A 16109-nucleotide genomic window follows, 5' to 3' on the forward strand; every position below is an offset into this window, starting at 1 on the left:
GCACAATTTTGTAAAGGGAACTATTAGAAAATTTAAAAAACTTTTATATATTGCAAGCAGGTTGCAAAATTATCTATTATAAGGAATTTATGGTTTTAGAACCTAACACAGAGGAAGTCCAATTTCAAATTGGCCCCTATCAGGTGCTAAAAAGCATTAATCAAGGAGAAAAAGGGGACATTTTTCTTGTTTACGATCCTGTTAACAAACGCAAAGTTGCTCTAAAACGTCTTTTTAAAACCAGTAAAAATACACATTATTATAAGCAATTTTTAAACGAGGCGCACCTTACTTCGGAGCTTTCCCATTCTTCTATTATTAGCATTTATTCGATTGTGGATGAAAAGGATCAAGTCTATTACACCATGCCTTATATTGAAGGTGAAACACTTAAAGAATTGATAAAAAGTGCTCAACAAAGAGAGATCGACGGACTTCCGCTAAATGCCAAACATAGTGTAACCACATTCGTTCACTATTTTCTTAAAATTTGTCAAGCTGTCGCCTATGCCTATTCAAAAGAGATTCTTCATTGCGATTTAAAACCATCCAATGTGTTGATCGGAGTTTTTGGAGATGTACGCGTTTTCGATTGGGGATTGGCAATTTCGACAAAACAAATCAAGTCTTCACATAAAAAAACAAAGACTATTGCTGGAACAATCATTTATCTAGCTCCTGAGGTTGCTTTAGGAGGATCCCCTTCTATTCAAAGTGAGGTTTATGCTTTAGGGTTAATTCTCTATGAGATTTTGACTCTACGTTATCCATTTCATAGAGAAAATCTCCATGAATATTACCAAAACATGTACAAAGAGAGTCTTGTAGATCCTGTGTACGTTTCTGTAAATCGGCACATTCCACCTCTATTATCCCAGATGGCCATGAAATGTCTTGCTGAAAGCCCTGAGAAAAGATACCAGTCTGTCGAAGAAATCATTGAAGCACTCGAAATGTATTTGCAGATGCGCCCAGGATGGATTCAAATTGCAGATATGGAAACAAGTGTATGGGATATTAAAGAGGAAATTTCGATCGCTGGGCATGTAAAATCCTTGGTGATTTCTCAGCCTTTATTTACGGAAAGCAAATTAGAAGCTCAGATTCAGCTCAATGAAGATTCGGATGGAATCGGTTTTTTGCTTGGAATAGCAGCTCCTAAAAAAGAAAATTTCAATACTTGCGACTTCATCTGGATCTCTTGTGATGACCAGAATAAGTCAGTTGAGCTCTGGCATTTACCTAAGCTTGTTTTTAAAAATCCAGAGGTCTCTCTCAAGAGAGAAGTCACTTATCAATTTCGCATAGAAAATACTAAGGAAAGCTTATGTCTTTATGTGAATGATAGACTTCTTCTCTCCCATGCACATTATGTACCTCAAAAGGGCACCCACATGGGGTTATATTTGTCTTCCACTGATTTTATTGATGAGATCAAACTTTTTGTGGATTGCAAATATTTTGCAGAGGATCCATTAGGCTTAGGAAATTATTTTTTAGCTCATCATCAGTATCAAGCTGCCTTGGAAAAATATAAGAGCGTAGATACCAATTCTGAGATAGGAAATGAAGCGAGTTTTATGGCCGGAATTACGCTTTTGGAAGAAGCAAAAAATCATGAAAGTTCAAAAGTTAAGGAAGCTTTAAGGATATTTGAGAAGTTGCTGGCGACATCTGCTGCACCTTTGGGATACTTAGGGCATACCCTTGTTTATCAATGGCTTAATGATCTAGAAAAAGAAATGCAGGCTTTTACAAAGGGATTAACAGCTTTTTCGCATCACCCTCTGATTGCCATTTTACAACAACATTTGGAAGACCGCATCCATGAGACTATTTTTGATGCTCAAAAGCATGGTCAGTTTATCTTAATCGCTCTAATCTGTCTTCCAACAGAGCGATTATTAAAATTTAAAAATCTCTTCAGATCATTAAAGCATCGCTTAAAACCCCTTTATTTTATCGAAGAAACTGAGTTAGCAGAGGCGGATGACGCATATCAATACCAGTCTCTAGCTATCCATTTAGCCTTCTTACTTGCCAAACCGCAACAAGTTGATGAAATTCTAATTGCATTAATAAGCTCGGCTTACACCCTGCTGCCGCTCTTCGAACAAGGTCTCATGGCATTGATTGAATTAGGTTTTTGGGAATGTGCTCGGGAAAAAATAGAAATGCTATCGCAGCAATTTTTAGGTGTTCAAGCGATTGCACATTTGAGATGGATAAAAGAGGCGATAAACATTCATCGTAAAGAGGATATCCGCCTCTCATTTTTATCAGAACTCCCCTGGAAATTGTCGATTCAGCATTTGCGACCTGTTTTTCATATTCTTAATGAACTTCTGCTGTTGCGGCAAACCAATGTTGTGATTAAGACAGCTAAGTCATTGATCAAAAGACATGAATTACAACCTGAGCATCAATTAAAATTGATTCACCTAAAAATTCGAGCTTACTTTCAGGATAGGCAATGGGATTTAGCGGAAGAGCTTCTTCAACAGCATTTTAATGAAACACATGCCGATTATCCTTTTTTAATGAGCTGTTTGCGCCATATGAGAGAAGACGTCCCTTCTGGGGTTTCAAAAATCCGTGAAGAGATGTCTTTATGGGAAAAAAGACAAATTTATCGTGATTATATTCTTTTTTTTCAGTGTGTTCAGGATGCAAAAAAAGAGCAAAGATATAGGGTATTAGAGAGAGAAACATGGATGGGAAAGGGAATTTTTTAGTAAATTTTTTAATTGAAATTTAAATCAAAATATGTTATTTTAAAAAAGGATAACCTCTTAATTAGGAGGCATTATGACATCTCCCATAAATAATAATGCAAGTTCTGTACAGTCTTCGCAATCAGCTCAAAACGTTAATCCTGCCAGTACAGCAACTACGACCACCCAACAAGCACTTGCTCAACAAATACAGACACAACAAGAAGAAGCACTTCGTCAACAAGCAGCTCAAGGGGTTGCGGACGAAGCAACAGGCAAAGCAGGACGTAGAAATTTGTCAAATCTAGGTACAAAGATTTAGCACAAATAATCTCTGTTCAGAGAGGCAAACTGGGAAGTTTGCCTTTTTTTTATCATTCTTTTTTATTTTTCCATGTTAACCATATGACATTTTTGATAAAGGAACGTTAACGCTTCATCCATTTCCATTGACAGGTTAGTAATGAAAAATGATCTCGATAGAAAAATAAAAATTGAAGAGTGGTATGGGGTTATTCTCTCCTTTATCTATTATTTTTGCGTGCTAGGCTCTTATTACATCATGCGCCCATTACGAGATCAGCTGGCGGCAGAAGTGGGCTCGGCTCAATTACCAGGGTTTTTTGCTGCGACTTTTATCGTGATGCTTCTATTAACTCCATTATTTGCCTGGTTAGTTTCTCGTTGGCCGCGCCGTGTGATCATGCCAGTAGTTAATCTATTTTTCATTGCTTGCCAGCTCCTTTTTATTCCCTTATTTGGTCATCAAGCCTGGCTTTCAGCTCAGTTTTTTGGGCTCATTTTTTTTGTTTGGGTCAGTGTATTCAATTTGTTTGTGGTATCGGTATTTTGGAGCTTTATGACAGACATTTGGAGTGATGCTCAAGCCCGGCGCTTGTTTCCTATTATCGCTTTAGGTGGAACGCTTGGAGCTGTGGTTGGTCCAATGATTACGCGTACTCTTGTAGAGGTCATAAGGCTGCCTTTGTTACTTGCTGTTTCAGCGGGATTACTGCTTATAGCTGTTCTATGTGTGATTATTTTAGGGAATTGGGCGCATCAATTTGGCTTTCATAGAAATGAAGTGGCTAGTGAGGCCGCTGTGGGTGGGGGGATGCTCGATGGTTTAAAGCAAATTTTTACCAATCCTTTCATCGGGTACATGGCACTTATGATGCTTTTAAACGATGCTATCGGAACAGTTGCTTATGCTTTGATTACAGATTACTCAGGAGCGGCTTTTCCAAATGATGCGGTTGCTCAGACTCGGTTTGCTAGTAATATGGACCTCTCGTCAAATATCATTCAGGTGGTTGTGCAGCTGACAACCACGCGTTGGTTATTGGTGAGTTATGGAGCAGGGGCTGTGTTTGCCATCTGGACAGTCATCGTTGTTTGTGCTTGTTTAATCATGGCTCTAGTCAATCCTTATGCGCCGATTTTTGGTACAATGCCCTATTTGGCGTTCGTTTTGATTTTGACTCGTGCGCTTGCGCATGGAATGATCCAGCCCGCACGTGAAACGCTTTATACACTTGTTCCGCGTGATTTACGCTATAAGGGGAAAAATGCGGTGGATACGGTTGTTTGGCGGGCGGGGGACGTTTTATCTCTGCTATCCATTAATGGATTTCGAGCTTTAGGTGTCAATGTCGCGGGATTTGGGTTGATCTGGGCTGGGTTAGCTGCAGCTTCTGGCTGGCTCGGCTGGCGTTTGGCCAATCAAGCCGAAAAAGGGTATTTCGAAAAATAAGGTGACAGTTCTTGTTAGACTTCAATCTTCTTTTCTTTGGTTTTTGGAGGGGCTTTCTTGCATCCTTCCCTTTCTTTTTGTGAAAGTTTAAGCTTCGTTGCGCAGTTACTTCTACTGCTTCAGCATGGGGTACTGATCTAGAGATGTGTGATTATTTGTGTGATGACCTAAGGACTAAAAAATCTCTAGAAGATGAAGAAGCTTCAGATTGACTTGTTGAAGAATCAACAAAAAGAGATTCAGGAAAAAGATTGAAGTTTGAAAGCTACTTAATTTTTTTTAACTTTTAGACCAAACTTGGTTGAGTGCCTATAAAATTCACAACCTGAGATGTGAATGAAGTCATGTTGCCCAAAAGCTTTTCTTATTCGATTGAGAAATATCTTTGTTACATCCTAAGATGAAAAAAAACATTTAATTATTAACTCTTGATTCGCGTAAGGAATGCATATGGTTAGGCCAATTCTAGGCTTTGGAAAGTGTTTAAATGGGAAAGTTGCTGTTGTCACTGGAGCTGCCCGTGGAATTGGTCGTGCAACGGCGGTTGCTTTTGCTCGAGAAGGGGCACATGTGATTGGAATCGACATTTGCGGGTCGGTTTGTCCACGTTCCGGAGTCGATGCTTCCACTCCACAAGATTTGATTGAGACGGGTTTAGAGGTTAAAAAAGAGGGAAGCCGTTGGCTGAGTATGGAGCTTGATCAAAGAAATTTATCAGCTCTTAAAGAAGCTGTTTTGCATATAGAAAAAGAATTTGGGGGTGTGGATATCGTTTTTGCAAATGCGGGTATTCAAGAATTTAGGCCTTTGCTTGAAATGGATGATCGAGATTGGCAGACGCATATTGATGTGAATTTGACGGGTACAGCAAATGTCATTCGCACTTTTGCTCCTTATCTAATTAAAAGAGGAGGCGGACGGATTATTGTCACGACATCTACACAAGGTCGACATGGAACAAAGTACGGAGCAGCTTATTCAGCCTCTAAATGGGGGATCATTGGACTTATGAAATCCGCGGCAGAAGAATTGGGCGAGTATGGAATTACAGTGAACGCTGTTGTTCCCGGCTTAATTAATACACCTCTGACACGGCATGAGGAAAGGTACACGCAAATCTTGGAAGATGCTGGAAAAGAGCCGACGGGCAGCTTTGCTGATGAAAATATTGCTAAAAAAATCTTGGCCAATAAAACTCCACTTGGAGTTCCTTGGATTGAGCCAGAAGATGTTGCTCCAGTTGTCGTCTTCTTAGCCTCGGATGCTGCTCGCATGGTATCTGGAGCTACCTACGATGTGACTGCAGGGGATAGTGCACATTATTCTTGAATCATTCGGCAGCCTTTTACTTCAATCATTTTGAGATAGTGAAATTTCTTCAGAAATATTATATTTGACCGATTTAAAACTACAATTTCGTAAGACAATATGAGAAGCGTAGAAATTTCAAATGGCAGGGCGTATATTATTAGTTCGAATTATGACATTCCTTTTTATCACGAAAACGGCGATCCCAATAAATTAGTTTTAAAGGGAGCTTCTTTCAAAATTCATACAGGTTTGATGGCTAAGGCGATGTCTTTATTTGGCTTTGCATTAAAATTTCAGGCCATTGTTAATGGAGAGAGGCAAGTGATCTTTGTTAATAAACAAAGCTTTGCTAAGCATGTTGTCCGGTCTTATATCGTGCATGCCTCGAAAGAATTTTCAATAGGGATGATGCCAAAAGGACAATATGTGAGGTCGCTTGCAGAAAATTATTCTATTCCTATGTCAAAAATGATCAACATGATCGAAATTTTTGTACTGAAAAATTTTAGTACTTATAAAAAAAGCAGAGGGGCTTTTAAAGATTTGACCGTTTTTTACGAAGGAATGATTAAGATCTGTTTAGAAAAGGATAAAAATGAGAGTCCAAAAGATTAGAATAGAAGGGCCATGTCGACCCTGTATTATTAAAGCTTAATGGTAATCTCTTGTAGAATTTTTAGACCATCTTCTAAATGTTGCTCATGGATCAAAATTTCTATTCCCCCCTGGCTAAAACCAAGATGAGGAAGAATCCTACTTGCATCGTTTGATTTTAGAACGCAAAGGATATCTTCATTTTCGAAATGGGATTTGATCAAATTTGCCTGAACAATATCAAAAGTCCGATAGATGCAAACAAAATTATTCATAGTTATCAGCAATCCCTCTTCAACTTTTAATGTTTACAACAGATTTAATGAGCTGATATGTATCTTGAAACATCGCGTTTCTTTTGCTTTCATTGATTGAATCATTTCCTAATTTAACAAGCATTTCATACCATTGGTTTTTTTCATTATTTTCATTAGGATTTTTAAAAAGATAGAAAGCGAAATATCCTGATGATGCATTATCAAAATAGTTTCCAGTAAAAAGAAAAAATGATTCGCGCTCTTCCGCCAAAGAAATGTCGCTAAAGACTGTTGTTGTTCGCATCGCTTCTGCAGTTAAAATATCTTCAGCGGCACTTATCCCTTCATATTTCCCGCCTTTATTTTTTGGAGAGTTCGTAAAAGAAAAATGAAATTCTAAAGGTATTTGCCGATGTTTGCCAACAACTCGCGTATAATAGCGTGTGTACTCACAAGTCCACTTATTACTATCTGCAACAATGGAGTAACAGCCTTTTATCGAATAAACTTTATGGATAGCGTGCAAAGGAAATGAAATTAGGAAAAGAAAAGGAAGGATGAAAATGGAAAATTTCTTTATAAAATTCATTGAAAAAAGCATTTGCACCTCGTAACTGCTTTAGATAGGAAAACTTTTGAGTAAATTTAAAAGTAGCCTATTCTACATTTGAAATTGTTTCAATTATTATTTAGTGAAAGCTCATTTTGCGCAATCTGAAAGAAAATTTTCTTGAATAAAGGAATTCAAATTTACACAACCCGTCGCTTCCGATGCTGTCTCGTGATTGCATACAAAATCAACAGAAGCTTTAACGGCTCCACAGGAAGTATGGCTCATCACAAGAATAAGTTTAGCTTCGGCTACAGCAACTATATTCAATACAGTCAAAAACTTTAGGGCTTGCGACATTGCCTGCATTTCACGACTGCTAAAATCCCCATTTCAAGTTTGGGGTACTTATCTGGGAAGCTATATGTAATACTTTATCCCCTGTTAAAAGATCTGTAAAAACAATTGCGTCAACGGTGATGATAAGCGGAATGGTCAAAAACTACTTTATTGATCATCAAGCGAAGTTCTTAGGGATTTTGGCTTACTTGGTTACCACATGAACACCTAAAGCCAATAGTGGAATCTTTTGATGAACCAATTTTTTACTAGCTGAGTCAAAATACAGTAGGCCAATAAAATAGCAGCTAACCAATAAAAATAACTACCAGGCAATGCTGTTAATCCTATGCTAGTTCCAATGAAAGAATAAGGAATAAGTATTCCAATAGCCATAATCACAACAGTACTTAAGAGTAATGGAAAAGAGGCTAGGCTTTGTATAAATGGGATTTTTTGTGTGCGGATCATATGAACGATGAGTGTTTGAGATAACAATCCTTCAATAAACCAACCCGTTTGAAAAATAGCCTGATTTTCGACAGTATTAGCTGCAAATACAAACCACATGACAGCAAAGGTCACATAATCAAATATCGAACTAATTGGGCCAATGAAAATCATGAATTTAGCAATGCCCTGTGGATCCCATTTACGTGGTTTAATGAGAAATTCCTCATCTACACAATCAAAAGGAATGGTTGTTTGAGAAAAATCATATAATAGATTTTGAAGCAAAATTTGTACGGATAGCATAGGTAAAAATGGCAGCAGTGCACTAGCTCCAAGCACACTAAATACGTTTCCAAAATTAGAGCTTAAAGCCATTTTGATATATTTGATAATATTTCCAAAAGTTTTGCGTCCCTCAATTACACCATCTGCTAAAAACATGAGATTTTTTTCAAGCATGATGATATCAGCAGATTCTTTGGCAATATCCACAGCAGTATCTACTGAAATGCCAATATCAGCCTCGCGAAGGGCTGGAGCATCATTAATTCCATCCCCCAGAAAACCCACTGTGTGACCATTTGATTTGAGGGTAGAGACCACTCTTGATTTTTGTAGAGGGGTTAATTTTGCAAAGACCGTCGTTTTCTCAACGGCAATCTTTAATTCCTCCTCACTGAGTTTATCAATTTGACTTCCCAGTAGGGTGCCTTCATTCACTAAATTGACCCATTTGCAAATTTTTTGGGTGACTAATTCATTATCTCCGGTCAATATCTTGACATTCACTCCATACGTATTCAAATAAGCAATCGCTTTTTGTGCTGAGAGCTTAGGAGGATCAAGAAATGCTAAAAAGCCCATAAAAACAAGGTCTTGTTCATCACCAACTTTATATTCTTTATTTATTACAACAGGGAATTCCCCGTAGGAAACTCCGAGCACGCGCAGGCCATCACCACTCAAATCGTTTTTAATAGAATCTATTTTTTCTTTGACTTCAGCAGTGATGGGCACTTTAGAGCCATTCATTCTAACTGTATTACAAATGGCTAGAGTTTTTTCTACTGCCCCTTTACAAACTAACAGTTGTGTTTCTGGATCTTTTTGCACGACAACAGACATTCACGACGAGCAAAGTCAAAAGGAATTTCATCAACTTTTCGGAAATTCTTATTGAGATTTATTTTTTTTTCTATTTCGGTATGCTGTAGAACCGCCACATCTAAAAGATTTTTTAATCCTGTCTGATAGAAACTATTTAGGTAGCCATAGAAAAGCACTTCTTCATTTTCATTTCCTTCTGCATCTAGATGCTGTTCAAGAATAATGTGATCTTGAGTCAACGTTCCTGTTTTATCTGTGCATAAAATATCCATGGCCCCAAAATTTTGTATGGAATTCAATCGTTTTACCACTACCTTACTGCGTGACATTTGGACAGCCCCTCTTGCCAAGTTTGCGGTTACAATCATTGGCAACATTTCGGGGGTTAGACCAATCGCAATGGCGAGAGAAAAAAGTAAGGCTTCTAGCCATTCCCCCTTGGTTAAGCCGTTGAGAAGAAAGACGCAGGGAACCATGACAAATATAAATTTTATTAATAACCAGGTGACTTTGTTAATTCCTAGGTCAAAGCTCGTTAAAGGGGCTTTCTCTGTGATGTTTGCAGACAATGTTCCTAAGTATGTATTTTGATTAGTCTTCAGAACAATGGCTGTGGCGGAGCCATTAAGGACGTTAGTTCCCATAAAACAGAGGTTTGGCATTTCTAGCGGGTTAGCTGCGTCTTCTTTGGGCTTTAAAGCTCCATCTTTTTCCACAGGAAATGATTCTCCAGTTAGGGAAGACTGACTAATATATAATTCTTTGGCAGCAATTAACCGTAAGTCAGCGGGAACCATATCTCCTGCAGAGAGATGAATAATGTCACCAGGAACAATGGATTTCATATTGATTTCATAGCTTTTTGTTTCGGAGTCGGGAGATGGGCGCCGAAGGACTGTTGCTTTTGTACTGACTAAGGCTTTAAGTTTTTCCGCCGCTTTATTAGATCGATATTCCTGTATGAACCGCATTAAAACACTGATAATGACCATAAATGTAATGATGACTACAGAATCGTATTGCTTGAGAAAGAATGAAACAACACCCAAAAAATCATTAAAACAACAAAAGGATTTTTAAAGTTACCGAGCATTAGAGAGTACCAAGTCGGAGGCCTTTCATGGACAATTTCATTAGCACCATATTTCAGCAATCGTTCTTCAGCTTCCTTTTGAACTAGTCCGGTTATCGAGCTTTCCAGTTCTTTGTAAATATCTTCCAAAGAAACCTTGGAATAGGCGAGAAGGATCGATGAAATTTTTTTATCCGTTTCTTGAACCGTATTATGTGTTGTAAAAAAAAGAGACTTCAATGAATGAATCATTTCTTGCAACTTCATATCCGTTCCTTTTCAGTAAACAATGATAAAAAAAATATTGTGATAAATGAAAAATATTGCCAGCGTATGAACATGTCCTAATCGTCATTAAAATTGATGCGATATAAAATGCATCATTTAATAGCAGGCTTATTCTTGCATTCAAAGATTGTGGAATGCACATTTTTTTCTTCAAACAAATAATTTTTGGCTTTTTCAAGCGAGTAGATTAACTTTTTTCAGGTTTTCGATTGGCTTGGACTGCCTGTAAATTTTCTGAATCTGCAGTTTGGAAAAAAGAAACTTCGGCTGTGCTGATATCATACATTGCTCCCACAAGAGCGATTTTGCCTTGTGTGATCATGTCATTTAAAATCGAACTATTTTTACGAATCTCTTGCATGGTTTGTAGAACATTTTGGTAGGAAATTTCATTTAGATATTCTTCTTTTTTTTGTGGATTCCAGTTAGTAAAATCTTTGCAATCATTAAGATTTATGGACTTTTGAATTTCAACAATCAAGGAATCCAAATTGACACAACCCGTCGCTTCCGATGCTGTCTTGTGGTTGCATACAAAATCAACAGAAGCTTTAACGGCTCCACAGGAAGTATGGCCCATCACAAGAATTAGCTTAGCTCCGGCTACTGCACAACTATACTCAATACTGCCTAAAACTTTAGGGCTTGCGACATTACCGGCTATTCGTACACTGAAAATATCTCCTATGCTCAAATCAAAGATTAATTCGACTGGAGAGCGGGAATCAATACAACTTAAAATGACTGCCATGGGGAATTGTCCTCGAGAAGTTGCATTGAGTTGTCGGTCTAAATTGCGTGTAAGCCGAGTGCCTTCACGAAAACGTAAATTGCCATCCTGAAGAATTTCTAGAATACGTTTTGGTGTTAAATTTTCCTGCATTTCGCGACTGCTAAAATCCACATATTGGATGCGGTCTTCTAGCTGAGGGTATTTATCTTTGAATCCAAGGAGACTAACCACAACTTTATGCGTGTTTGCTGTTGTACTCTGGAAATCTGTGATTAAATCCAAAATATCAGGATCTATGTAGTCCGTATTGTTGGCATCAATCAAAACATGTCCTCCGGCAGGAACATTTTTTAATGTTGTTTCGAGAGACGCTCGATTGAAAAAACTCACTTGGTTGGGAAGTTCAATATGTAAAACTTCATCTCCTGTTGCGTGTTTTTCCATCGTTTTTTTAATGGGACGCCTGATATTGCTGTGTAAGATGAAACAAATGGAAGTTGCTAAACCAATCAAGACCCCGATTAAAAGGTCTGTAAAAACAATTGCGCCAACGGTGATGATAAATGGAAGAAATTGATTTTTTCCTTCTTTCCACATTTGCATCAAAATAACAGGGCTAGCAAGCTTCAACCCTGTAATTAATAAGATAGCGGCTAAAGCTGACAGGGGGATTTGGTTTAACACGTTTGGAATGAGTATGACGCTGCCTAAGATCAAAAAACCATGCCAAATGGTGCTAAGCTTTGTTTTTCCACCCGCATTGATATTGACCGAACTGCGCACAATGACACTTGTAACTGGTAATGCTCCGATTAACCCTGCCACAATATTACCAAACCCTTGTGCTAGAAGCTCCCGATTTGGGGGGCTGATACGTTGCATGGGATCGATCTTATCCACAGCCTCTAAATTGAGGAGGGTCTCCAGAGAGGCAACTACAGCAATTGTTATTGCTGCCATGTATACAGCAGAATTTTTTAAAATATTCCAGTCTGGAAACGTCAAAAAATTGAAAAAATCCTGCGTGGATTTTGCTACGGGGACTTGAACCAGGTGGGTGGTGTCGAGTGCCCAATAGCCATCGTACTGTCTGAATAATAAATTAGCTAAAACACTTAAAACAATCACAACCAAAGGCGCAGGAATTAATGATTTCTTTAAAATATGAAAATTATCCCAGAATACTAGTAAAAAAATTGAAAGCATGCCAATTAAGGCTGCTCCTGGATGAATATCAAAAAAAGTCTCGATAATTTCTGTAAAAGTGTTCTGGTTGTCTGCTTGAAAAAAAGATTTATTTCCGAGGGGATCGACATCGTGACCCATGACGTGGGGGATTTGTTTCAAGATTAGGATGACCCCAATCGCCCAGAGCAAGCCTTTAATGACACTCGAGGGAAAAAAAACGGCAATAAAACCCAGCTGGCTAATACTTAGAATAATTTGAATAATTCCTGCTAAAACAACGGCAGCGAGGAAAGCTTCAAAAGAGCCTAGATGATGGATCTGAGCAGCAACTATAGCTGTTAATCCTGCAGCTGGACCACTTACACTCGTGCTCGATCCACTGATGAAACCGACAATAATCCCCCCGATAATTCCAGCTAAGATGCCAGAGAAAAGAGGGGCGTTTGATGCCAAGGCAACACCCAAACATAAAGGGAGCGCGACCAGAAAAACGACAAGACCTGCAATTAAGTCATAAGAAACTGTTTTAGAGAGAGAATGATTTGCCATCATTGAAGAAATTCCTCATGCCGATAATTCAAATAGATCAATTTTTCATAAATAATTATTTAAAACCTATTTGTCTACACCATTTTTTTATGAAGACTTTTTTATTGGGAACTTTTGTATCAAAAAGATCGTTTTGCGTCAGATATTTGCGTTTTAGTGACAAACATACTAGCACAAAATAAGGGTGCTTTATGTGAATCCATGTTTTGAGCAAATTTTGGGTGCAACAAGAGCCATTTTTAACCCTTTTGAACAAGTTTTTTTTGATGGTTCACCTCATTATGGAAATGCTCATTAACATTATTCAGGAGAGGAAGAATAAAAAAGGTGCTGAAGAAGCTATAAAAATACAGGCAAATCAAAGTGGTACACTTAAGGGTGTGTTTGCCATTTATTAAAACTGTTGAGTGTGAATTAAGAGAATAACATGAAGGATGACGATGAGTGGCAAAAAGTATGGAAATCAAATGTATAATTTCTGTTTTAAAGAACACAAGAAAAAGACATCCAAAAATTTTGATTGTCAAAAGTTAAAACTTTGCAGTAAGCTACCCTCTCGAAACTTTACAACTAAATTAATGCGAAATTCATGAATGATTCAAAGTTAGATAAAACCCATGCAATCATCGACTATTGGAGAAATTCATTAGCAGATGCAGACAGAATAAGTCTTTCAGCCAAAGATATGGATCAGGCGGAAATATTCCCCTTAAATGAACTTTTAAGTGGGCATCTCTCACGAGAAAAAATTCAACATTTTTTTGAAGAGGCAGAAAAAAGAGCTCGCGACAAACCAAAATATTCATCGAAAAAATTTCCTTTTACTGATGATGATTTCGAAATAAAACAATTACAAGTCATTATAGCGCCCTATGTTGCCGTAAAGAATTATAGGCATGGCCAACAGATTGTAGGTGAATATCGGACGGATAAAATATTTCCACTTTGGATGATGGCAAATCTTAATCGAGAAGGTATTTTGACAGTGGATGAGGGGAGTGTTTATCCATGGATCGATAGAAGATGTCTAGCTCCTCCAGAAGAATGTGGTAGAGGGTTGGGATATCCGATTCTTGGTGACGTTTCTGATGCAGATGCGTTTTATGCCAAACATGCGGTTTCACTTGATACGACATTGGAATGGCGAACATTCTTTTCTTACGCAAATAATTTATTATTTTCTCTATGCGATGGATCTGTTTTTTCGAAACAAGATTATACATTGACTGAAAAAAGTTTTGTGCTACCAAAAAATAGCATTGCAGAACCATCTCAAAACATTATTGCTACTTATGATCAATATCTTTTAACTCGTAAGACCATTCCTGCATTACTGAAAAAGTTTTCTTCGTTTAGCGACGAACCTTATTGTGACGATTTATCCCCCAAAGAACGTTTTATGGCGAGTTGTGAACATTTGGGACAAATGCAGATGGGCTATCCTCTATCCGCTTCTCAACGTGAGAGCATTAGCTATTTTTCTGATCCAGAACGTAATGAAATCGTGACTATTCATGGTCCTCCTGGTACAGGAAAAACAACTTTACTCCAAAGTATTATTGCTTCCAACTGGGTCGAATGCGCGTTAGAAAAAAAGAATCCTCCAATTCAAGTTGCAACTTCGACCAACAATCTTGCCGTTACTAATATTTTAGATCGTTTGAATGAAGCTGGAAAAGAAACGATTCGATGGCTGCCTAACTTCCACACTTATGGGCTTTATCTAGCCCCAAGCCATCAAATAGAACAAGCTAAGAAAAATAATTATGAGTTTCGTTTACGAAGGAAAAATTCGGGTTCAATTGCAGAATTTTACAATGCAGACTATAGAGATTATGCAACGCGGTATTTTTTAGAAAAATTTAATAACCATTATCTAAAATCAGAATCGAGTTTAAGGAATTGTCAGGAATTTATTCATCACGAATTGCTTTTAAAAAATACTTTACTTCGAAATTGTATTCGTTGTGTCAATGATTTTCACAGTTTGGAGAAATTACTAAGCCATCGTTATGATCGATTAGAAGCCATTGAAGAGTTGTTTATCGAAAACAACCGCGCTATTTTGGAAATAGAAGAAGAATTAAAAAGTCTTAAACAGCTTGCGGTTAGCTGGTTTTCATTCAAAATCAAAGATCTCAAATGGTTATGCTTATTTTCTTGGATACCATTTATCAAACAACTTTTAATGGATCGCATTCGACTTTTTACATTGCAGCATGATCTATTTCAAAGTAGAAACTTCAACATTGATGACGTCGAAAAAGTCATTGAAGACCGAATGAGCTCTCATGCTTCGCTGTTAAAGCAGTTGGAAAAAGACAAAGAGGTTTTGCAGTCGGATAAAGAATTGTTCGCAAAATTATATGGTGAAAAAGTAAAGCTGGAAGAACAATTAGGGTTTAACCTCAATACGGATAATGCATCAGATTTTACGGATAATTCGAACGTGCTTTGTCAAATGGATCAAACTCTTCGATATGACCTATTTGTTTTGGCAACGCATTATTGGGAAGCTCAGTGGTTACAGGAAAGTGGAAAATTAGATCAGCTTGATTACCATCGTGATGACAGAGAAAAATATTGGCGTATTCAGGCGATGTTAACGCCTTGCTTTGTGACTACATTGCATTCTGGTCCAGGTTTTTTTCAATACAAAACGAATTTTCAGCTATTTGAAACCTTAGAAGATGTGATTGATCTGCTTATTATCGATGAAGCCGGGCAAGTGATGCCGGCCATTGCTGGTGGGATGATTTCCATTGCAAAAAGATTACTATTAGTTGGAGATGCCAAACAGATTGAGCCTATTTTTTCAATCAGTGAAAAAATGGATTTTTCAAATACAAAAAAATACGGTCTATGTACTAATGTTGATGAATATCATTCTTTAAAAACTAGCGGTATTTTGTGTTCGGGCGATGCTGCTACTGGACACGCATATGGTAATCTCATCACTGTCGGTCAGAGAAAATCAAAATATCACTTAAAGGAAGATCCTGTTCCAGGCTTATTTCTTAAGGAGCATCGTCGTTGTGCCAAGGAAATCATCAGCTATTGCAACGAACTCTGTTATAACAATCAGCTAATTCCAATGACCAACCAGCAATTTTCACATTACCCTCCAATGGGATACCTACATGTAAAAGGTCGAGAAAAAAAATCGGGACGAGCCGTTCTAATCCTGAAGAAGCTTTAAAA

The 16109-nt window shown here is 37.7% G+C and carries 10 protein-coding genes and 1 pseudogene; 6 read left to right on the plus strand and 5 right to left on the minus strand.

Going from position 1 to position 16109, the window contains the following annotated elements; genetic code table 11:
- Nucleotides 1-89 precede the first annotated feature (89 nt).
- The 5 genes from AOM43_RS00685 (at nucleotide 90) to AOM43_RS00705 (ending at nucleotide 6393) form a co-directional block, all read left to right on the plus strand.
- Nucleotides 90-2735 (plus strand): protein kinase domain-containing protein, encoded by a 2646-nt coding sequence (locus AOM43_RS00685; RefSeq protein WP_059358657.1) that lies wholly within the window; start codon nucleotides 90-92, stop codon nucleotides 2733-2735.
- Between the two features lie 73 nt (nucleotides 2736-2808).
- The gene (locus tag AOM43_RS00690; protein ID WP_059358658.1) at nucleotides 2809-3036 is read left to right on the plus strand and encodes a hypothetical protein; all 228 of its coding nucleotides are present in this window, start codon (nucleotides 2809-2811) and stop codon (nucleotides 3034-3036) included.
- A 141-nt stretch (nucleotides 3037-3177) separates the two neighbouring features.
- The gene (locus AOM43_RS00695) at nucleotides 3178-4467 is read left to right on the plus strand and encodes an NTP/NDP exchange transporter (protein WP_059358659.1); all 1290 of its coding nucleotides are present in this window, start codon (nucleotides 3178-3180) and stop codon (nucleotides 4465-4467) included.
- 450 nt (nucleotides 4468-4917) lie between these two features.
- Complete coding sequence (locus tag AOM43_RS00700) at nucleotides 4918-5796, plus strand: SDR family NAD(P)-dependent oxidoreductase (RefSeq protein ID WP_013925029.1); 879 nt, start codon at nucleotides 4918-4920, stop codon at nucleotides 5794-5796.
- 99 nt (nucleotides 5797-5895) lie between these two features.
- Entirely contained in the window at nucleotides 5896-6393 is a 498-nt protein-coding gene (locus tag AOM43_RS00705) for a hypothetical protein (protein ID WP_006341759.1), read from the plus strand.
- A gap of 29 nt (nucleotides 6394-6422) precedes the next feature.
- Here AOM43_RS00705 and AOM43_RS00710 read toward each other — a convergent pair whose 3' ends face one another.
- From AOM43_RS00710 to AOM43_RS00730, 5 genes and pseudogenes are all read right to left on the minus strand, one after another.
- Nucleotides 6423-6647, minus strand: a complete 225-nt coding sequence (locus tag AOM43_RS00710; RefSeq protein WP_059358660.1) for a putative signal transducing protein — start codon at nucleotides 6645-6647, stop codon at nucleotides 6423-6425.
- A 19-nt stretch (nucleotides 6648-6666) separates the two neighbouring features.
- Nucleotides 6667-7230, minus strand: a complete 564-nt coding sequence (locus AOM43_RS00715) for a hypothetical protein (protein WP_013925027.1) — start codon at nucleotides 7228-7230, stop codon at nucleotides 6667-6669.
- A gap of 99 nt (nucleotides 7231-7329) precedes the next feature.
- The gene (locus AOM43_RS00720; protein WP_059358661.1) at nucleotides 7330-7548 is read right to left on the minus strand and encodes a carbonic anhydrase; all 219 of its coding nucleotides are present in this window, start codon (nucleotides 7546-7548) and stop codon (nucleotides 7330-7332) included.
- 198 nt (nucleotides 7549-7746) lie between these two features.
- Nucleotides 7747-10417, minus strand: a pseudogene (gene mgtA, locus AOM43_RS14160) (magnesium-translocating P-type ATPase).
- A 208-nt stretch (nucleotides 10418-10625) separates the two neighbouring features.
- On the minus strand, nucleotides 10626-12911 hold the full coding sequence (locus tag AOM43_RS00730) for a bifunctional SulP family inorganic anion transporter/carbonic anhydrase (RefSeq protein WP_013925024.1): 2286 nt from the start codon (nucleotides 12909-12911) through the stop codon (nucleotides 10626-10628).
- 586 nt (nucleotides 12912-13497) lie between these two features.
- Here AOM43_RS00730 and AOM43_RS00735 point away from each other — a divergent pair.
- A complete protein-coding gene (locus AOM43_RS00735) occupies nucleotides 13498-16107 on the plus strand; it encodes an AAA domain-containing protein (RefSeq protein WP_059358662.1) in 2610 nt (869 codons plus the stop codon).
- Nucleotides 16108-16109: the final 2 nt, after the last annotated feature.

This window comes from Parachlamydia acanthamoebae (genome assembly GCF_000875975.1).
GTDB lineage: Bacteria > Chlamydiota > Chlamydiia > Chlamydiales > Parachlamydiaceae > Parachlamydia > Parachlamydia acanthamoebae.